Origin of the sequence: Afipia sp. Root123D2 (genome assembly GCF_001425835.1) — a bacterium.
Taxonomy (GTDB): domain Bacteria; phylum Pseudomonadota; class Alphaproteobacteria; order Rhizobiales; family Xanthobacteraceae; genus Afipia.
The window spans coordinates 21,229-40,037 of the sequence record NZ_LMDP01000006.1 but is presented as its reverse complement, the minus strand read 5'-3'; the positions used below and the strand labels follow the sequence as shown (position 1 = coordinate 40,037).

At 61.5% G+C, this 18,809-nt stretch carries 18 protein-coding genes and 1 tRNA gene; 8 read left to right on the top strand and 11 right to left on the bottom strand.

All coding sequences use genetic code 11. The features are described from left to right. Positions 1-151: 151 nt before the first annotated feature. From ASC80_RS22715 to obgE, 8 genes are all read right to left on the bottom strand, one after another. Positions 152-1,498, bottom strand: coding sequence for a S41 family peptidase (locus tag ASC80_RS22715; protein ID WP_056302128.1), 1,347 nt, complete (start codon positions 1,496-1,498; stop codon positions 152-154). Further along, entirely contained in the window at positions 1,495-2,778 is a 1,284-nt protein-coding gene (locus ASC80_RS22710; RefSeq protein ID WP_082512729.1) for a murein hydrolase activator EnvC family protein, read from the bottom strand. Before ASC80_RS22710 ends, ASC80_RS22715 begins: the two co-directional genes overlap by 4 nt. A 120-nt stretch (positions 2,779-2,898) precedes the next feature. Beyond that, the gene (gene rlmH, locus ASC80_RS22705; protein ID WP_056302123.1) at positions 2,899-3,381 is read right to left on the bottom strand and encodes a 23S rRNA (pseudouridine(1915)-N(3))-methyltransferase RlmH; all 483 of its coding nucleotides are present in this window, start codon (positions 3,379-3,381) and stop codon (positions 2,899-2,901) included. 69 nt (positions 3,382-3,450) lie between these two features. Further along, entirely contained in the window at positions 3,451-3,846 is a 396-nt protein-coding gene (gene rsfS, locus ASC80_RS22700) for a ribosome silencing factor (RefSeq protein WP_056302121.1), read from the bottom strand. 116 nt (positions 3,847-3,962) lie between these two features. Next, positions 3,963-4,589 (bottom strand): nicotinate-nucleotide adenylyltransferase, encoded by a 627-nt coding sequence (locus tag ASC80_RS22695; RefSeq protein WP_082512728.1) that lies wholly within the window; start codon positions 4,587-4,589, stop codon positions 3,963-3,965. Further along, on the bottom strand, positions 4,586-5,878 hold the full coding sequence (locus ASC80_RS22690) for a glutamate-5-semialdehyde dehydrogenase (protein WP_056302119.1): 1,293 nt from the start codon (positions 5,876-5,878) through the stop codon (positions 4,586-4,588). Before ASC80_RS22690 ends, ASC80_RS22695 begins: the two co-directional genes overlap by 4 nt. A gap of 144 nt (positions 5,879-6,022) precedes the next feature. Then, complete coding sequence (gene proB / locus ASC80_RS22685; protein ID WP_056302117.1) at positions 6,023-7,168, bottom strand: glutamate 5-kinase; 1,146 nt, start codon at positions 7,166-7,168, stop codon at positions 6,023-6,025. A 41-nt stretch (positions 7,169-7,209) separates the two neighbouring features. Continuing rightward, positions 7,210-8,283, bottom strand: coding sequence for a GTPase ObgE (gene obgE / locus ASC80_RS22680; RefSeq protein WP_056302116.1), 1,074 nt, complete (start codon positions 8,281-8,283; stop codon positions 7,210-7,212). 159 nt (positions 8,284-8,442) lie between these two features. Here obgE and ASC80_RS22675 point away from each other — a divergent pair, with 159 nt between their 5' ends. Further along, on the top strand, positions 8,443-9,363 hold the full coding sequence (locus ASC80_RS22675) for a DMT family transporter (RefSeq protein WP_056302114.1): 921 nt from the start codon (positions 8,443-8,445) through the stop codon (positions 9,361-9,363). A gap of 155 nt (positions 9,364-9,518) precedes the next feature. On the opposite strand, the gene ASC80_RS22670 is transcribed toward ASC80_RS22675, so the two are convergent. The 3 genes from ASC80_RS22670 to rplU all read right to left on the bottom strand — a co-directional run bounded on the left by ASC80_RS22670 (position 9,519) and on the right by rplU (position 11,102). Continuing rightward, positions 9,519-10,118, bottom strand: a complete 600-nt coding sequence (locus tag ASC80_RS22670; protein ID WP_056302112.1) for a GNAT family N-acetyltransferase — start codon at positions 10,116-10,118, stop codon at positions 9,519-9,521. A 141-nt stretch (positions 10,119-10,259) separates the two neighbouring features. Next, a complete protein-coding gene (rpmA, locus tag ASC80_RS22665; RefSeq protein WP_056302111.1) occupies positions 10,260-10,529 on the bottom strand; it encodes a 50S ribosomal protein L27 in 270 nt (89 codons plus the stop codon). A gap of 54 nt (positions 10,530-10,583) precedes the next feature. Further along, a complete protein-coding gene (gene rplU / locus ASC80_RS22660) occupies positions 10,584-11,102 on the bottom strand; it encodes a 50S ribosomal protein L21 (protein WP_056302109.1) in 519 nt (172 codons plus the stop codon). A gap of 333 nt (positions 11,103-11,435) precedes the next feature. Here rplU and ASC80_RS22655 point away from each other — a divergent pair, with 333 nt between their 5' ends. From ASC80_RS22655 to ASC80_RS23375, 7 genes are all read left to right on the top strand, one after another. Further along, positions 11,436-12,545 carry an ROK family protein gene (locus tag ASC80_RS22655; protein WP_056302108.1) on the top strand — a complete coding sequence of 370 codons (1,110 nt, stop codon included), beginning with the start codon at positions 11,436-11,438 and terminating at the stop codon, positions 12,543-12,545. Between the two features lie 441 nt (positions 12,546-12,986). After that, positions 12,987-13,076 (top strand) — tRNA-Ser (locus ASC80_RS22650). An 87-nt stretch (positions 13,077-13,163) separates the two neighbouring features. Then, positions 13,164-14,858, top strand: coding sequence for a DUF6538 domain-containing protein (locus ASC80_RS22645; protein ID WP_056302106.1), 1,695 nt, complete (start codon positions 13,164-13,166; stop codon positions 14,856-14,858). 202 nt (positions 14,859-15,060) lie between these two features. Next, on the top strand, positions 15,061-16,881 hold the full coding sequence (locus ASC80_RS23920) for a hypothetical protein (RefSeq protein WP_156464505.1): 1,821 nt from the start codon (positions 15,061-15,063) through the stop codon (positions 16,879-16,881). Positions 16,882-17,101: 220 nt separating this feature from the next. Next, a complete protein-coding gene (locus ASC80_RS22630) occupies positions 17,102-17,434 on the top strand; it encodes a hypothetical protein (RefSeq protein ID WP_156464504.1) in 333 nt (110 codons plus the stop codon). Positions 17,435-17,462: 28 nt separating this feature from the next. Beyond that, positions 17,463-17,756: a hypothetical protein gene (locus ASC80_RS22625; RefSeq protein WP_056302097.1), complete on the top strand. Its 294-nt coding sequence runs from the start codon at positions 17,463-17,465 to the stop codon at positions 17,754-17,756. A gap of 630 nt (positions 17,757-18,386) precedes the next feature. Continuing rightward, positions 18,387-18,650, top strand: a complete 264-nt coding sequence (locus ASC80_RS23375) for a helix-turn-helix domain-containing protein (protein ID WP_349509677.1) — start codon at positions 18,387-18,389, stop codon at positions 18,648-18,650. The last annotated feature ends 159 nt before the right edge of the window (positions 18,651-18,809 follow it).

Sequence of the window (18,809 nt, the reverse complement as noted above, 5' to 3'; positions counted from 1 at the left end):
TGCCGGGAACCTCGCGAATCAATCGGCTGAATCCTACCACGGCGGGTCAAGGCTTCCGGCCGAAAGGCGTTCTCGATCAGGTCAGCGCGCAACGAAAAGGGCGGCCCATTGGGCCGCCCTGGTCGTGGATAAATGAAATCGAACCGATCGCTCAGTTGGCCTTCGCCTTGTTCTTGTCTGTCGCGGCCGGAGTCGTGTTCGAGGCGTTGTGCTTGATCCCGTGCAGCAGGTCGTCAGCGGTCTTCAGCGCCTTGTCGTCCTTGGCATCGGGCGGCACGTAGGACTGCGAGCCGGTTTCTTCCTGCCCTTCGGCCTTGAGGTGGCCGCGCAGCGAGGCTTCCCCCTTGGTGTCGGTGCGCGACTTCAGCTCCTCGGGCACGTCCTGCAGGACCTCAATGTCCGGCGTGATGCCCTTGGCCTGGATCGACTTGCCGGACGGCGTGAAGTAACGCGCGGTGGTCAGGCGCAGCGCGCCGTTGCCCGATCCGAGCGGGATGATGGTCTGCACCGAGCCCTTGCCGAACGAGCGCGTGCCGACCAGCGTCGCGCGCTTGTGGTCCTGCAATGCGCCGGCGACAATTTCGGATGCCGACGCCGAACCGCCGTTGATCAGCACGATCACCGGTTTGCCCTTGGCGAGATCGCCGGATTTGGCGGTGCGGCGCTGGGTTTCCTCGGCGTTGCGGCCGCGGGTTGAGACGATCTCGCCGCGATCGAGGAACGCGTCGGACACCGACACGGCTTCCTCAAGCAGACCGCCCGGATTGTTGCGCAGGTCGAGGATGTAGCCCTTGATCTTGTCGGGGCCGATCTGCTGCGTGAGATTGGCCATCTCGCGCTTCAGTCCTTCGGTGGTCTGCTCGTTGAAAGAAGTGATGCGGATATAGGCGATGTCGCCGCTCTCGACGCGCGCGCGTACCGCGCGGACGCGGATGTTGTCGCGGGTCAGCGTGACCTCGATCGGCTTGTCCTGACCCTTGCGGATGATCTTCAGCCTGATCTTGGTGTTGATCGGGCCACGCATCTTTTCAACGGCCTGATTGAGCGTCAGACCCTGAACTGCTTCATCGTCCAGATTGGTGATGATGTCGTTGGCCATGATGCCGGCCTTGGACGCCGGAGTGTCGTCGATCGGCGACACGACCTTGATCAGGCCGTCTTCCATGGTGACTTCGATGCCGAGACCGCCGAATTCGCCGCGGGTCTGCACCTGCATGTCCTTGAAGCTTTTCGCGTCCATGTAGCTCGAGTGCGGATCGAGGCCGGTCAGCATTCCGCTGATTGCCGATTCGACGAGCTTCTTGTCGTCCGGCTTTTCGACGTAGTCGCTGCGAACCCGGTCGAATACGTCGCCGAACAGATTGAGTTGGCGATAGGTATCGGCGGCGGCGGCCCGCGCGGTCGATCCCATCAGCGTGGCGCGCGGCTGCGTCATAAACAGTGTCAACGCGGCACCCGCCGCTGCGCTCAGAAGAATCAGAGAAGTCTTGCGCATCATCCGCGAACCTTTTCGCCTTTACCTGCGGCCCACCATGGACCTGGATCGATTGGAGTCCCGTCCTTACGAAACTCGACATACAACACGGGCTGGCTCGAAGGTGCCGCCAGAATTGAGGCCACCTGGGATTGTGTTCCCATTGTCGCGACCGGCTCTCCCGTCAGAACGAACTGGCCAATGTTGACCGAAATACGTTCCATCCCGGCGATGAGGACATGATACCCGCCGCCTGCGTTGAGGATCAAGAGTTGTCCGTAACTACGGAACGGACCGGCATAAACAACCCAGCCATCACACGGGGTTGTGACCTGTGCCCCGGGCCTGGTGGCGATCGAAATGCCCTTTTCCTGGCCTCCATTACCGTCGGAACCGCCAAAGTTGCGAATCGTCGTGCCGTTAACCGGGAGTGGCAGCAGCCGCTTCGCGGAAGCGAAAGCGATGGCGGGGCTGAGCCGTCCGGGATCCTTGAGAGCCCGCAGATCCGGCTTCCCGTCCGGCGCGCCCGTTGCCTCCGCAGCTGCCGCTGCTTTTGCGGCGCTTTTGAGGTCAGCTTCCATCTTGGCGATCAGGCCCTGAAGGCTGTCGACCTGACGCGATAGCGTCACCGCGCGTTGCCGCTCGGCCTCCATGTCTCGTTCGGCGTCGCTTTGATTCTTCTGCCGCTCCTGGATCAGTGCTGCGAGCCGCGTCTGGTCCTCGTTGAGGCGGTCGCGATCCTGAGCGAGCTGGTTGCGCTGCTCGGAGATGTTCTTGCGCAAGGTGATCAGTTCGCCGAGATCGCTCGCCAGCTTGCGCGCCCGGGCCCGCATGTCGGGCACCGCGGCGCCCAGCAGCATCGCCGTGCGCAGCGATTGCAACGCATCCTCGGGGCGCACCAGCAGCGCCGGCGGGGCGCGTCGTCCGGCCCGCTGCAGCGCCGCCAGCACTTCGGAGATTTCGTCACGCCGTGAATCGAGTGACACGCGAATCTGCATCTCGCGGGCATCGAGCGGGCGCAGGCGGCCCTCGGTGTCTGTGATCTTGTCTTCGATGTCGCGCACGCGCTTGGCGCTGTCGATCAATTGCTGATTGAGTTTGGTGCGATCCTGGCCGATGGCGGCGATCTCGGCCTTGAGCTTGTTCTGCGTCTCAAGGGCCTTCTGCTGCAGAGCGCGAGCGGCTTCCAGCTCCTGCTCGCGTTGCTTGATGGCATCCTGATCGGGCGCGCTGGCCGGGGTCGCGGGCGGCGGCGCCTGCGCGAGTACTTCACGAGGGAAGCCGCCGGCGCATGACAGCGACATCACGATCGCCAAGGCACCGGCCCGTCCGAGGCCGCGCACGGTTGCGCAGGATGTCTGTGTCGCTTTGATCACGGTGATAGCGGCTCTGTGCCTTGAAGATTCGGGCCTGTACGACGCGCTCTATACACGATGATAGGGATGCCCCGACAAAATGGTCGCGGCGCGGTAAATCTGTTCGAGAAGCATCACGCGGACCATCTGGTGCGGCCACGTCGCCTTGCCGAATGCGACACCCAGCTTGGCCCTACGCCGCAATTCCGGCGAAAGTCCGTCTGCTCCGCCGATGGTGAAGACCGCGCACGGCACCGATTCGTCCCGCCACCGGCCAAGATGCCGCGCAAAACCCGCGCTGTCGATATTGTCGCCGCGCTCGTCGAGCGCGACCAGCGCGGATTTATCGGGGATCAGCGCCGCGATCGCGGCGGCTTCCTCGGTGATCCGGGTTGCGGCATCGCGGCTGCGGCTTTCGGGAATTTCATGAATCTCGAGGCCGCGGAAACCGAGCTTGCGGCCGATGTCGTCGAACCGCTCGCGGTAGCGTTCGGCAAGTTCGCGTTCGGGGCCTTGCTTCAAACGGCCGATGGCGATCACGGAAAGGCGCATGACAAGCCATCTATCACGTCGGCGCGCGGTTTGATACGCGCCGCCGTCAGGCCATGGCGTTAGTGCCGGTCAGCGCTTTTTCGCTGCCGGCTTCTCCGAGGTCCACATCTTTTCGAGATTGTAGAACTCGCGAACTTCGGGCCTGAAGACGTGAACGATCACGTCGCCCGAATCGATCAGCACCCAATCGCAGTTGGGCAGGCCTTCAACGTGTGGACTTGCGATCCCGCTCTCCTTCAGGCCTTTGGCGACGTTCTCCGCGATCGCGCCGACGTGACGGTTCGCTCGCCCGGAGGTGACGACCATGTAGTCGGTGATCGAGGATTTGCCGCGAAGGTCGATGGTGACCGTTTCTTCCGCCTTCATGTCGTCAAGGCGGGAGAGGATCAGGTTCAGCGTCTCGTCGGCGTCAGGACGCGCCTTCAAGGCCGCGATGGGCGTGGAGGTTTCTCCGGCCCGGGACAATACAGATGCGGTCAGGGACCACTCCTTTCACTGTATCGCGAGCGCCGAATCCTTGGCGCCCGTCGATGATAATACGCATGTGGGGTTAACTGTTTCAATGTTCCAGTGCAGTTCCGTCAAATCGTCCAGCTCCCGTCCGGGTTCCTCAACCGGGTCGACGACAGATCGGATTTCATACCGGTGAGGAAGGCCCATGCCGGGGGACGCCGTGCCGCAAGGCGCCCGGCATCGCGTTCGTCGAGCCGATAGCGCGCCAGCGTCTGAGCGGCCGGTGAGGCGAGGGCGCGAAAACTGTCCGGCGGGCGGTCGATCACCGCAATCGGCATCAGGGAAGCGATGCCCTGCCAGTTTTCCCAGCGATGGAACTGCGCGAGATTGTCGGCGCCCATGATCCACACGAAACGCGCGCCGGCACAGCGGCGGCGGAGATAACCGATGGTGTCGTAAGTGTAGCGGGTGCCGATGACGTATTCGAGACAGCTCACGTCGATGCGCGGGTGATTGGCCACCTTGCGCGCCGCTGCCATCCGCTCGTCGAGCGTATGAAGCGCGCGGCCCTGCTTCAGCGGATTGCCCGGCGTCACCAGCCACCAGATGCGGTCGAGCTTCAGACGCTTCATCGCGAACAGGCTGATGGCGCGATGCGCTTCATGCGGCGGGTTGAACGAGCCGCCGAGCAGCCCGATGCGCATGCCGTCGGTATGAAATGGGATGGCGTGAGGCGACGCCGCGGCAGGGGTCACGGACGGGTCTGTCCTGTGCCGTGAACGCGATACTTGAAGCTGGTCAGCTGATCGACGCCGACCGGACCACGCGCGTGAAATTTGCCGGTGGCGATGCCGATCTCGGCGCCGAAGCCGAACTCGCCGCCGTCGGCGAACTGGGTCGAGGCATTATGCAGCACGATCGCGGAATCGACTTCGCTGAGAAACTTGCGGGCCACGCTGTCGTCCTCGGTAACCACGGCGTCGGTATGGTGCGAGCCGTACTTCTCGATATGGGCGATGGCATCGTCGACGCCGTTCACCACCTTGGCGGCGATGATCGCGTCTTCGTATTCGGTGGCCCAGTCTTCATCCGTCGCGGGCTTCACACGCGCATCGGCACGCTGCACCTCGGCGTCGCCGCGCACTTCACAGCCGGCGTCGAGCAGCATCGTCACCAGCGGCTTGAGTTGGGTGTCGGCGGCGCTCCTGTCGACCAGCAGGGTTTCGGCGGCACCGCAGACGCCAGGGCGGCGCATCTTGGCGTTGAGCACGATGGTCTTTGCCATGTCGGGCTTCGCGGCCTTGTCGACATAAACGTGATTGACGCCTTCGAGATGCGCGAACACCGGGACGCGCGCCTCGGCTTCGACGCGCGCGACGAGGCTCTTGCCGCCGCGCGGCACGATGACATCGACGCCGCCATGGAGGCCGGTCAGCAGCAAGCCGACCGCATCGCGGTCGCGCGTCGGCACTAGCGTAATGGCTTCGGCAGGCAGGCCGGCTTCATTGAGACCTTGCACGAGGCACGCGTGAATCGCGCGGCAGGATCTGAAACTGTCGGAGCCGCCGCGCAGGATCACGGCATTGCCGGACTTCAGGCACAGCGCACCGGCGTCGGCGAGCACGTTGGGGCGGCTTTCGAAAATCACGGCAACGACGCCGAGCGGCACACGCACGCGCTCGATGGTCATGCCGTTCGGGCGCTGCCATTTTTCGGTGACCTTGCCGACCGGATCGGTAATGCCGCGCACCACGTCGATGCCGTCGGCCATCGCGGCGACGCGCGCTTCGTTCAGCGCGAGGCGATCGACAAACGCCGTGGTCGCGCCTGAGGCCTTGGCCTCGGCAACGTCCTCGGCATTGGCCGCCAGAATCGCCGGCACCGAGGCGCGGATGGCAGCCGCCATCGCAGCCAGTGCGGCGTTCTTCTGCTCGGTCGGAGCGATCGCCAGCGCGCGGGCGGCGCGGCGGGCACCGGCAGCCAGTTCGGTCATCAGGGCCGGGAGGTCCGGCGTGCCGTCAACGGCCTTGAGGGGGGCGGTCATCTATCAGATCTGGTGGTTTGGGATCTCTAAAGCCATGCCCTAGCACAGATATCCCGCTGCGACGAGGCTTGCGGAACATGGCTGTCCGGCGCGTCCGGTCAGCCATTGGCCGAGCGGCCAGGAGGGTGGGCCAGTGAACGAGGTCTATTTGCCGGTCCCGTCGCTGCGCGGGCCGCCGACCACGAGGTCGTCGCGGTGGATCATTTCGGCCCGGCCGCTGACGCCGAGAAGGGTGGCGGCATCGGAGGACGAGCGGCCCTTGATCTTGTCGGCGTTGTCGGCGTCGTAGGCGACGAGGCCGCGGCCGATCTCATGGCCGTCCGGGCCGCGCACCACGACGGCGTCTCCGCGCGCGAACTGGCCGTCGACCCGGACCACGCCGGCCGGCAGCAGGCTCTTGCCCGCTCGCAGCGCCTTCACCGCACCGGTATCGATGGTGAGCGTGCCCTTCGGCTCGAGCGAGCCGGCGATCCAGCGCTTGCGCGCCGTGACCGGATTGGCCGGCGTCAGGAACCAGGTGCAGCGCCCGCCGTCGGCGATCGCCTTGAGCGGATGCTCGATCTTGCCCGATGCGATCAGCATGTGGGTGCCGGACGACGTCGCGATCTTCGCCGCTTCGATTTTTGTGCGCATGCCGCCGCGCGACAGTTCGGATTCGGCGGCGCCCGCCATCGCCTCGATGTCGGCGGTGACGCGGTCGACCACCGGAATCAGTTTCGCGTTCGGATTGGCGCCGGGCGGCGCTGTGTAGAGACCGTCGATGTCCGACAACAGGATCAGGAGATCGGCGCTGGTCATGGTGGCGACGCGCGCGGCGAGGCGGTCGTTGTCGCCGTAGCGGATCTCGTTGGTCGCAACCGTGTCATTCTCGTTGATCACCGGTACCGCGCGCCATTCGAGCAGCTTGGCGATGGTCGAGCGCGCGTTGAGATAGCGGCGGCGCTCTTCGGTATCCTGCAGTGTGACCAGAATCTGGCCCGCGCCGATGTCGTATTGTTCGAGTGTCTTGGCCCAGATCCGTGCCAGTTCGATCTGGCCGACGGCGGCGGCGGCCTGGCTTTCCTCGAGCTTGAGTGTGCCGCTCGGCAGCTTGAGGCGGCTGCGTCCCAGCGCGATCGATCCGGAGGAGACGATCAGGACATCCTTGCCCTGCTTGTGGAGCGCGGCGATGTCGGCGGCCAGCGCGTCGAGCCACGCCGCCTTCACTTCGCCTGCGGCGGCGTCGATCAGGAGCGATGAGCCGACCTTGACGACGATGCGGCGAAAATCGTTGAGCTTGGGATGAGACATGAGAACGAAAAGCTGAAAGAGAAAGAAAAATAAAGCTGCGGTCAGTTTCCAAGCGGTGACCAGGCTGGCGCATGCTGCTCCGGCCCGGGATCGTCCGGCGAGGCCTTCTTTGCCTTGGCGGACACTGGCGCTTCGTCGACGACCTCGGCCAGCGCGCGCAATGCTTCGGTGACGCCTTCGCCTGACACGCCGGACAGCAGCAGCGGTGTTTTCTTCGCCGCGCGCTTCAGCCGGGCCTTCTGGTCCTTGAGGTGCTCGGGCGACACCGCGTCGATCTTGTTGAGCGCGACGATCTCGATTTTTTCGGCGAGGTGTGAGTCATAGGCTTCGAGCTCGTGGCGCACGGTCTTGTAGGCTTTGCCGGCATGCTCGCAGGTCGCATCGACCAGATGCAGCAGAACGCGGCAACGTTCGACATGACCGAGGAAGCGGTCGCCGAGTCCGGCGCCTTCATGCGCGCCTTCGATCAATCCCGGAATATCGGCCAGCACGAATTCGCGGCCGTCGATGGCGACGACGCCGAGCTGCGGATGAAGCGTGGTGAATGGGTAGTCGGCGATTTTCGGTTTCGCCGCGCTGACCACCGACAGGAAGGTGGACTTGCCGGCGTTCGGCAGGCCGATCAGACCGGCATCGGCGATCAGCTTCATGCGCAGCCAGATCCAGCGCTCTTCACCGGGCTGGCCGGGATTGGCATGACGCGGCGCGCGGTTGGTCGAGCTCTTGAAATGCGCGTTGCCGAAGCCGCCATTGCCGCCCTTGGCGAGCACGAAGGTTTCGCCGAGTTTGGTGAAGTCGTGCAGCAGCGTTTCACGATCCTCGTCGAAAATCTGGGTGCCGACCGGCACCTTCAGCACGATGTTCTTGCCGTTGGCGCCATGGCGGTCGCTGCCCATGCCGTGAACGCCCTTCGGCGCCTTGAAGTGCTGCTGGTAGCGATAGTCGATCAGCGTGTTGAGGCCGTCGACCGCTTCGACGATGACGTCGCCGCCGCGGCCGCCATTGCCGCCATTCGGTCCGCCATACTCGATGAACTTCTCGCGGCGAAATGCCACGCAGCCGTTTCCGCCGTCGCCGGAGCGGATGTAGACCTTTGCTTCATCGAGGAATTTCATGGGTTATCCGTATCGTAGGGGGGTCGGGGCGGCAACCGATTCATGCGTCAGGAGCGAGGAAAGGCCGCATTTGCGGCGGTTGCTGAACCGTGCCGCACCGCTTAAACGATGACTTGATCGCCGATTTCGTCGAATTCGCGACCACTGAGGCGCTCAGCGATAACCATGTTTGCGAAACTTTCCGCCGATGCGAACAACACCTCGGCCCGGCTGGCTGGCATCGGGCTGATGCTGCTCGGCGTCTGGTTGTTTTCGTTCGGCGATGCACTCGGCAAACATCTGGTCGCGACCTACGCCGTCGGCCAGCTGCTGCTGTTGCGCTCGATCGCCTCGCTGTCGCTGATGGGCCCCTCGATCTGGCGCAACCGCGCCTCGTTCCATCAATTGGAGCGGCCATGGCTTCAGCTCGTCCGCGTCACCGTATCGAGCATGGAGGTCGCGGCATTCTTCTGGGCCTCGGTCTATCTGCCGCTGGCCGATATCATTACCTTCTATCTGGCATCGCCGATCTTCGTGACCGCCGGGTCCGCGATCTTCCTGAAAGAACAGGTCGGCTGGCGGCGCTGGACGGCGGTGGGCGTCGGGTTCTGCGGCGTGCTCATCGCGCTGCAGCCCTCGTCGCAATCGCTGAGCTGGCCGGCGCTGATCGCGCTCGCCGGCAGCGCCTCGTTCGCGGCGCTGATGCTGATCACGCGCTCGCTTCGCCGCACGCCTGATGTGGTGCTGGCTTCGAGCCAGTTCGCCAGCACGCTGGTGCTCGGCGCGATGCTGACACCATTTGGCTGGATCACGCCCGCGCCGCAGGATCTGGGCCTGTTCATGCTGGCCGGCTGCATCTCGATCGGCGCGCTATTGAGCGTCAATCGCTCGCTGATCCTCGCGCCCGCCAGTGTCGTCGTGCCCTACCAGTATTCGATGATCATCTGGGCCGTGATATTCGGCTACGTGGTGTTCGGCGATGTTCCGTCGCTGGCGACGCTGATCGGCGCCGCGATCATCATCGGTGCGGGCTTCTATATCTTCCTGCGCGAACGGGCGGTTCTGCGCAGCGAGCAGCCGGTGGTGCCTCCGCCGGCCTGAGCCTGACGATCGCGGGTGCGATCGTGCCGGGATTGCCGGCCATTCACGTCTTGCCTCGCTTCAAAAACGTGGATGCCCGGCACGCAGACAAGTTTATGCAGTCTGCGGCTGTTTTGGCCGGGCATGACGGAAGGAAGAGTCAGCGCGCAGAGAAGTTACGCTCCGCGACGTGTCGCGTTGCTCCAGCTCTTCAGTGACGACCACACGCCGCGCTCCAGCTTGAAGCGATCAACGGGTGTCGATGAGCCGAGCGCCAGGAAGCGATGCAGTTCGACGCCGGTCCACTGGAATCCGCACTTCTCCAGCACATGACGCGATGCCGGGTTCAGCACCCGCGCGCCGGAATGGATGCAGTCGATGGTGAATTCCTCGAACGCATAATCGATCAGCGCGCGCGCCGTCTCGGTCGCGAAGCCCTTGCCCCAGTGATCGACGCCGAAGCAATAGCCAAGCTCGGGCGCGTCGTTGCCGCTTTCCCAATCGAGGCTCGCCATGCCGATCGGCGTGCGGTCACGCTCGACCAGAAATGAACTCCTGCGGCCGACATTGGCGAAGGTGGTGACGAATGCGACAGCATCGTCGAGCGAATAAGGATGCGGCACGCGGCGCAGATTGATGGACACGCGCTTGTCGCTGACGATGGCGGCGATGTCTTTTACGTCCGCGAGGGTCGGCTGACGCAGGGTCAGTCGCTTGGTCTCGAGGACGACGGTACTGCCGCCATGGAAGCTCTGGGTGGGAATGTCCTGTAACATCGAAGGCTCCTTCTCGCATTTCGTCCCGAAGCAACGAACGCGCAAAACAAAAGGGGAGGCCGGTTTCCCGTCTCCCCTTGAGAGCCTTCTCGTGCTCTGCCGGTTCAACAGGGACCGGCAGACTTGAAATGTGTCTACCGTCTATTCAGCCGCTGCCGCCATCGGAATGACGGAAATAAAGGTGCGGCCGTTGGCTTTGGCGCGGAATTCGACATGGCCTTCGACCTTGGCGAAAAGAGTATGATCCGTGCCCATGCCGACATTGAGGCCGGGATGCCAGGTGGTGCCGCGCTGACGCGCAATGATGTTGCCCGGAATCACGTGCTCGCCGCCGAACGCCTTGATTCCAAGGCGTTTGCCTGCCGAGTCGCGCCCGTTGCGCGATGAACCGCCTGCTTTTTTGTGAGCCATAGCCCGTCTCCAGTCTTCGACTAATCTCTAACCCGATTCCCTGACGGAATCATTTCACTTTTTGTCGCTTTTCGCTTTCGGCGCGGCTTTCTTTGCCGCGGTCTTGGCGGGCGCCTTTTTGGCTGGAGCCTTGGCCGCGGTATCGGCCTTCTTGGCTGCCGGCTTCTTGGCGGGAGCTTTCTTGGCCGGAGCATCGCCATCTACTGGCGCGGCCTCGACCTTCTTTTCCCGCTTCGGCCGCGGTCCGACGCTCGGCGACTTGCCGTCGGTCAGGATCTCGGTCACGCGGATCACCGTGATTTCGTCACGATAGCCGCGCTTGCGCTTCGAATTCTTGCGGCGGCGCTTCTTGAAGGAAATCACCTTCGGGCCGCGCTTGTGGTCGAGCACTTCAGCCGCCACCGACGCACCCGAAACAAACGGCGCACCGAGGACCGGCGTGTCGCCGCCCACCACCATCACTTCACCAAGCTGCACGATCGAGCCGACGTCGCCGGCGATCTTGCCAATCTCGAGCACATCATCCGGAACGACGCGGAACTGCCGGCCGCCGGTTTTGATGACTGCGAACATCGTTTTATTCCTTCGTGTTCGATCCCGGCGCTCGAACGTTAAGTCCGGGCCGGCTTCTTGTTCAGTCGCTATGGGTTCAATGTCTGTGCGGCTCCGGCATCGAGGCCGTGGTCACGCAAAAACAAACGGCGCGAGATAATCCCGCGCCGGGTGCAGGACTTATAGCCGCCCAAGGTGTCGAGTCAAGGCAAAGCGGGCCTAAATCGCGGAAAATCGCGGTTTTTCGGGCCGTCAGGACCGCCCGATGCGGCCATTTGGCGATGCAACCAAGCGGTTCCCCAGCCGTTGTCCCCCGAGGCAAATCCGACATCTCAGACAGGGGGCAGCCCAGACATGGCCGAGGACACGCTGACGACCGCCGGAATCGGGAATCACGGGGCATCCCGTCTGCCGTCGGTCGATATCGACAGTTACAACATCGAGATCAAGGACGACGACGGCTTCCTCGGCGACCGTGCCAGCAAGGGCGCGTTCCAGAACATTCTCGACAAATGGCGCAAGTTGCTGCGCAAGAATGGCGACGATCCGTTCGGCGGCGAGGCGTCTGAAGACATCAGCAAAAAGACGCTCGACGAGATGCTGGTCGGCGACGATGTCGAGGCCTCAGCGGTGGTCCACAGCGCCATCGAGGAATTCGCGCAGGAGCTTGCGTATGTCACGCGGCGCTTTCTCAAGACCAAGGCCTGGGACAAGACCGAGGCGATCGTGGTCGGCGGCGGCTTTCGCCAGAGCCGGATCGGCGAGTTGTCGATTGCTCGCGCCGACATCATCCTCAAGGCCGAAGGCTTCAAGATCGACATGGTGCCGATCCGCTTTCATCCCGACGAGGCGGGGCTGATCGGCTGCGCGCATCTTGCGCCGTCGTGGATTTTCGCGGCTCATGACAGCCTGCTGGCAGTCGATATCGGTGGCACCAATATCCGTTGCGGCGTGGTGGAAACCCGCCAGAAAAAGGCGTCCGATCTATCGAAGGCGCAGGTCTGGAAGTCGAAGTTGTGGCGCCACGCCGATGACGATCCGAGCCGCGAAAGTGCCGTGAAAAAACTTGCTTCCATGCTGAAGGATTTCATCAAGGAGGCGGGCGCCGAGGGACTCAAGCTCGCGCCGTTCATCGGCGTATCGTGTCCCGGTGTGATCGATGCCGACGGCTCGATCGAGAAGGGCGCACAGAATCTTCCCGGCAACTGGGAGAGCAGCAAGTTCAATCTGCCGAACAGTCTGGTGGAGGCAATCCCTTCGATCGGCGAGCATGACACCGTGGTGCTGATGCATAATGACGGCGTGGTGCAGGGACTGAGTGAAATTCCTTTCATGCAGGACCGCAAACGCTGGGGCATCCTCACCATCGGCACCGGGCTCGGCAATGCCCGCTTCACGATGCGCGCACCCAAAGAGAAGAAGAAGGACAAGGACAAAGAGAAGGACAACAAGGACAAGAATTAAGAAGGATGCGGCTCGCCCGGAGTATCTCGGGGGTCGAGCGGTGCCCGCCCAGATTGCTGGCACGCTGGCTTTGCAGAACCATCGCCGTTGCCGTGATCCGACATGTGGCGGCAACGCCGTCGGCGCGAGGGTCGCCGGTAAAAAGCGACGATGCCTCTTCCTCTGATGCTGTCACGGAGACGCTTGGCGGCAGGTGCTTCGTCAGGGACCAAAACGCTGGCATGACCGCGCGGGCCGGCGAAAAGTGCTTTTGTTTCAAGGGCAAGCGAGCTGTGAGCAGAGCCAACCGTCGGATCAACGGCTGCCATCGGCCCTTTTCGGCGGCAAATCGGCGGAATGCGCTTTCCGGAGCCTGATCGGCTGCGCAACGGTGCCTTGTTTATCCGCCGAACCTCGCTTAGAACTCGGCCGCGACCCGACGGGAAACTGTCGTTTGTGCCCGGAGAGGTGGCAGAGTGGTCGAATGCACCGCACTCGAAATGCGGCATAGGTGCAAGCCTATCGGGGGTTCGAATCCCTCCCTCTCCGCCAGCAACACTCTAAGCAACTGAAAACGCTCAAGCTATTGAGTGGCAAGGACTTCTAAACCGCCGATTGGTACACACGGGCGGTACACAGATGGTCCTTTATATGGCTCGACCCTTTCGTCATCCCCAGACTGGAATCTATTGGTATCGGAAGCGTGTTCCAGACGCACTCCGCTCACTCGTGGGCAAGCGCGAGCAGAAGGTTTCGCTTCGGACACGCGATCCGGCCGAAGCCAAGATCGCACACGCGCGCGTGTCAGCCGAGATCGAGGAACGATGGCACCGATTGACGGCAGGGGCTCAAGATTTGTCCCATCGGCAGGCTGAAGCCGTCGCCGGCGAAATCTATCGAGCGATGGTCGCGGAGCACGCCGACAATCCAGACAGGGCTAGCGTTAGCTCGCTATGGATCGACAGGGTCTTTGTCGAAGGCGAAAGCAGGGGCAAAATTGTTCCTGTTGGAGTTGGCACCGCTCGAGAGCGCTCGTTGGCATTCATCGAGAAGCACAGAACCTCTCGAAATGCCAAACACATCGACGCATGGTTGGCAATGCGCGGTTGGATTCTCTCCCCAGAGAGCCGTAGCCTTGTCGATAAAGCCGTCGACAAAGCCATCTTGCAAGTCCGTGAGCAACTGTATCGGATGGGCAAGGGCGACTATCGGCCAGATCCAGACGCCGACCGATTCCCGAAACTGGAAACACAACCAAAACTCTCGAAAGACAAGTTTTCTGTGCTTCGAGTGTTCGATGACTATGCTGCCGAGGCAAAGCTCGCGCCGACGACGATCAAAAAATGGCGCCCTATCTTAATGCAGGTTGCGGCCGAGGTACCCGACATCCGAAACCTGACGCGAGAATGGTGTATCACTTGGAAAGACCGCCACGTTGCGCGCGGAATAGTACCGAAGTCTGTCAAAGAGACTTACATCGCATCGATTCGTTCAACTTGCGAATGGGCTGTGAGCAATGGCCGCATGAGCGAAAATCCAGCGTTACGGATTAAGATCAAGGTTCCCAAGGGGACGAGCAAACGCGGGTACACTGACGCCGAAGCAGCGAAGATTTTGCGCGCATCGCTTGAGCCGATGTCGTCGCGAAGAGGAGCTGAGCAACGAGTAGCGCGTCGGTGGATTCCGTCGTTGTGTGCATACACCGGTGCCCGCGTTGGCGAGATGGCGCAGCTCCGCAAGCAAGATATCCGCAAGGTCGATGGTGTTTGGATGTTGCGGATCACACCGGAGGCTGGGTCTGTTAAAACGAACGAGCAGCGGGAGATTGCGATTCATCCTGAGCTTATTCGCCAAGGTTTTATCGACTTCGTATCGCAATCGACGGGGCCGCTATTTTGCGCGAAAAAATCACCGCGACAGGGATCAGACCAGAACCCAACTTACAAAAAGGTTGGCGAGCGAATTGCGAAGTGGATTCGCAAGGAAGTTGGAATCACGGATAAGAACGTCAGTCCCAATCATGCATGGCGGCATCGATTCGTGACCGTGGCCGATGATGTGGACATGAAAGAATCCACGATGGATTACATTCTTGGGCACGCGCCCGCGACGGTCGGGAGAAGATACGGAGAACGGAAGCCAAAGCCTCAGTATCGCGAGATTTCCAAAATCCCTGTGATCGGTATCAATCCCAAATCTCGCGGACGTCGAGGCCAACAGGCCGAGGCGGCCGCCACCGACAACGCCCCGCGGAGGCGCGTGAGGCCCCTTGGGGGGCCGGAGCGAAAAATAATAGGCCGGGGGGGATCCGCAGCCGATTTCTTAGAATCGTGAAAATGCTTGGAAATGCTGGCTTTCGCGATCACTCCGGAAAGCCGATCATCATGATATGATCTTCGTCATATACTGTCGGCGGGCGTCATCGACGGCAGCCACTTCCCGGAATTCTTATTTCTCAGGCTTTGTCGGAGTTTTTTGCGTTGAGTGCATCGGCGGCGTCAGGCGCGTTTGCTCCATGCGCGGATTGCCATCAGCCTTGAATGACAAACCCCGGGTCTTCGCGGTTCGCAGCCGCTCGCCGGGGTCATCAAGGAGCAATCTGATGGTCTCAACGAACGCAGCAGGTGTCAAACTCACACGCCGACGAAAACGATCGGCGGCAGAGTTGGGATTCGATCCGGACGTCTCATTCAACGAATCCGATCGTCCGTTGGTCCAGATGCCGGCCGGCACGACCGCCGTCATCGGCCTGTGGAGCGACACCCACAGCCGCGCCGAAGGTCGCGGCCTTGCCAGCGGAGGAGATACATTCGCGGAGCCGCGAAAACCCAATCATTCTCCCACTTATTCCAGTTCGACAAAAACCGAGGAATCCGACTGCAAGGCAACCGAGGAATCCGACTCCAATGAAACTGTTGAGGTCTCTGAGACCCGGCGTCGATATGATTTAAAACACGCCGTTGTCAGGATGCTCCGCAACGGCCTCAGAGAAGACGAACGGTCTCATTCCGTCTGCGGTTGCGGTTTCGCCGCGACCGATCTTGAGTTCGGCGGAAAACGGCCAGAGGTGACGGTCCATCGCAACGGCCAGAATCGAGCATGGGTGTCCGGAGTCTATCGTTGTAAAAGCGGATGGCTTTGCCCGACGTGTGCGCCGGCCGTAGCGCGTCAGCGCCAACAATCCGTTCAAACCGTCGTTGAAAAAACGACCGGGAAGAAAGGCGTGTTTCTGATGGGGCTCGTCACCGTGTCTCACACAAAAAAAGACCGATTGTCGAAGGTCAAGAAAATGGTGGCGGAGTCCTTTGCCGCTGCCCGTAGGCAGAAAAATTGGGCGGCCGCCGAGAAGGCCGCAGGCATTGCCGGAGTCCTTGTTGCTCCAGAGGTGACGTATGGCCGCAATGGTTGGCACTTCCACATCCATTTTGGCCTGCCATGCCTTCCGACGTGGGACACTACTGCTGAGCTCACGCCGGAAGAGAAGAAAGCCGCCGAAGAATCCATGCTGGAAGCAGCGGAACACGCCGGAAAAATCCTCATCGATAATTTTCGCCGACAGGTCGCAAAACGTGGTGGTCGCACTATCGAGGAGGGACAAGGCGTCCAGATCGCTGCCACCGGCGAAGCGGCCGCTGACTACATCGCCAAGGGTGTCAGCTGGGAGCTAACCGGCGGCACCGCCCATAAAGACGAGGTTAAGGGACTGACGATCTGGCAGATTGTGGAGGATGCAGACATAGGTGACATCGATTCCTTTGCCCTTTTCCTCGAATACTCCGAGGTCATGCCCGGCACCAGGTCATGCGTCATCACGCAAAAACTCAAGGATAATCTCGGGCTTTTCGGAGACGTTGAGGATGACGACGACGAATCCGGAACGCAGAATTTCGATAACGACGGCGCGGTTGTCGGCCGCCTGCGATCAGATTTCTGGCATCGCTTTCTCAAAACAAAGCTCGCCGGGACGTTCCTGTCACGAATCGAAGCGGTGGACGATAAGGGCAAGCCAAACATCTTTGAAACAGTATTCGACGAAATCGTCGACGAGACACTTAAGGAAGCCGACAAAGCCGAAGGCATCATGACGCTCAAACGCGCCGCGAAGATTCAGAAATCCGCCGCCGATGAGGCCACTGGCCACGCCGCAACACAGATCATGCTCACTCGCAACGTCGCCCGCCGAATCCGGAGCGCGCAGGCGCTTGGCAAGGTCCACGAGGTCATCGCGCACCACATCGAGACCTTGCGCAACGAAGGCCATCCGGAAGCAGCCCTGCCGACGCCATCCGGTATCGTCGCAGAGATCGCGCGCCTTGATCGCGAAGCACGCGAACGCGAAGCCGCGCAGGCCGCATAACCGCCGATGCGACAACACACCGCACCGATTGAATCCTTCACGAGTCCTTTGGCGAATCCTTGCCGCGAATTTTTTTCGAGAAAAAACGAATCCTTTGAGTCCTTGGAAGTGCCGGCGGCACAGGCACCTTTTGATTTTTTCGTCGTCTGAGGTCGCCTGGACAGCCCCACCGGTTTCCGCTTCAGTCATCGCCGCCGCAACGAGTGAAAGGAATTTTGCGATGGTTGATGTGACTAGAATGCCGGGCTTCGAAGGTTTTCAACGAGAAGGTTGGCACTTTCTCATCGACGAGTACATGGCGGGCGCCCGCATCCAGACGCACCAGGAAGACGAGCGCATCGTGTGCGCAACCGCTGACTTCGAGGCGAACGCCGGATGGTTCTACGCTTCGGCCGAACGCCTTATCGGCGGCGACCAGTGGCGCTGGGAGGTCGAGAACGCCGGCGGTATCGAGGGTGCATTCGAATACACTCTTTCGGCTGCCATCGCGGCCGCCACCGCATTCGTGACCAGAAGTTTCCGCACTGGTCGAATCGACTTTGTCGCCACGTGAACATTTGCAACAAAATAGGAGGTACAGCATGGCACGCTACACGAAACTCTCTGTTATCCCGACGAGCAAGCACCCCTTCAACATGGATCGATACGAACATTTGATCGCGGAGTTGAAGGAAGCCGCAGGCGGCTTCGCCGAACTCGGTTATGCCGGGCATCCTTATGGGAGGGAGCTTGCCGACTTGGCTAACGAAGCTAGTCGCGCCGTGGGGGTGCTTTGGGGCGCGATGCGCGCCGTCGAGGAATCAGAAAAGGAGCCGCATAAGGGTCTCAGACCTCTCATTGTTGACACGGCGTTGCGGTTTTCAGCCCCTCCATGAGTGTTCGCCGTGCAATTCCCCGACGAATTCGCGAAACGAAAAAGGCCCCGAGCACTCGGGGCCTTTTTCGTTTCCGCCGCCGGCCGGCACAGCCGTCATTCCGGAATCCTCTGCGATGATCGCCGCCGGCGCGATCGATTTGAATCCCGTCGTTCATGTGTGGTCTCCCTCTGTCGTTGATGAGGACGACAATGATGTCTGCCGGCGCAGCAGGTCCAAAGTTTGCGACTTTCGCGCCAGTGATCTCACACTGAGGTAAGCCAGCAATGGCCTGATGCTACCGCATTGGGCCGCTGGTCAGGGGGCGCTGCCCCCGTGAACCCCCAAGGTGGAAGCGGCGATGGGATCGGAGACGCGGAGGAAGACATCGACCACGACGATCAGACTGACGCCCGACGAGCGCGCTGCCGTTGTCATTGCCGCCAATGCGCGCGGCCTCGGTCCCTCATCGTTTGCCCGTGATGCGACACTCCGCGCCGCAGGTAGGAACCATCGACGCTCTTGCGCCACCACGGCGAAACGCGTTGATCGCTCTCGACTGACTTGCGGACGCCTTCAACTGTTGCGAAGGATCGGACTTTGCGTACGTAACTTGGATTGCTGAGAAGCACCTTCTGCTCTTCTAGGCGCGTGATAGTCCGGGCCCGCCGCTCAAGCTTGGGGTCGGTTTCAGTCTTCGGTAGAGCAGTGAAGTTCAGGGATTTCGCAGGACTCGCTGCAGCTAAAGCCCGCGGTCGGCGCGGTGGCCGTCCTCCGACCCTGTCAGAGCAAAGCATCGGTGTCGCAAAAGCACTTATAAAGGATGGCTCGCTGACGATCATCGAGATCGCTGCACAGTTAGGCGTCTCCGATTCAACCCTTTACAAATATATTCCCCATCCGCGATCAAGGTAGTTCGGGCTTCCAGCCAGTTCAAATCGAAATGGAAACGCCAACTTATCGATGGAATATCCGCGAAATTCTTCTCTAGCGCTTGCTGGGAAGATTGCACGACCTTTGTATCGATCTTGCGACGGACGTTTACCGTGGCCCGTAGGCTAGCAAACAGCTCGC

What these genes read in the sequence shown, in the direction of transcription:
- ASC80_RS22715 (WP_056302128.1), bottom strand. Translation starts at nt 1,498, where the DNA reads ATGATGCGCAAGACTTCTCTGATTCTTCTGAGCGCAGCGGCGGGTGCC.
- ASC80_RS22710 (WP_082512729.1), bottom strand. Translation starts at nt 2,778, where the DNA reads ATGTCGCTGTCATGCGCCGGCGGCTTCCCTCGTGAAGTACTCGCGCAG.
- rlmH (WP_056302123.1), bottom strand. Translation starts at nt 3,381, where the DNA reads ATGCGCCTTTCCGTGATCGCCATCGGCCGTTTGAAGCAAGGCCCCGAA.
- ASC80_RS22690 (WP_056302119.1), bottom strand. Translation starts at nt 5,878, where the DNA reads ATGACCGCCCCCCTCAAGGCCGTTGACGGCACGCCGGACCTCCCGGCC.
- proB (WP_056302117.1), bottom strand. Translation starts at nt 7,168, where the DNA reads ATGTCTCATCCCAAGCTCAACGATTTTCGCCGCATCGTCGTCAAGGTC.
- obgE (WP_056302116.1), bottom strand. Translation starts at nt 8,283, where the DNA reads ATGAAATTCCTCGATGAAGCAAAGGTCTACATCCGCTCCGGCGACGGC.
- ASC80_RS22670 (WP_056302112.1), bottom strand. Translation starts at nt 10,118, where the DNA reads ATGTTACAGGACATTCCCACCCAGAGCTTCCATGGCGGCAGTACCGTC.
- rpmA (WP_056302111.1), bottom strand. Translation starts at nt 10,529, where the DNA reads ATGGCTCACAAAAAAGCAGGCGGTTCATCGCGCAACGGGCGCGACTCG.
- rplU (WP_056302109.1), bottom strand. Translation starts at nt 11,102, where the DNA reads ATGTTCGCAGTCATCAAAACCGGCGGCCGGCAGTTCCGCGTCGTTCCG.
- ASC80_RS22655 (WP_056302108.1), top strand. Translation starts at nt 11,436, where the DNA reads ATGGCCGAGGACACGCTGACGACCGCCGGAATCGGGAATCACGGGGCA.
- ASC80_RS22645 (WP_056302106.1), top strand. Translation starts at nt 13,164, where the DNA reads ATGGTCCTTTATATGGCTCGACCCTTTCGTCATCCCCAGACTGGAATC.
- ASC80_RS22630 (WP_156464504.1), top strand. Translation starts at nt 17,102, where the DNA reads ATGGTTGATGTGACTAGAATGCCGGGCTTCGAAGGTTTTCAACGAGAA.
- ASC80_RS22625 (WP_056302097.1), top strand. Translation starts at nt 17,463, where the DNA reads ATGGCACGCTACACGAAACTCTCTGTTATCCCGACGAGCAAGCACCCC.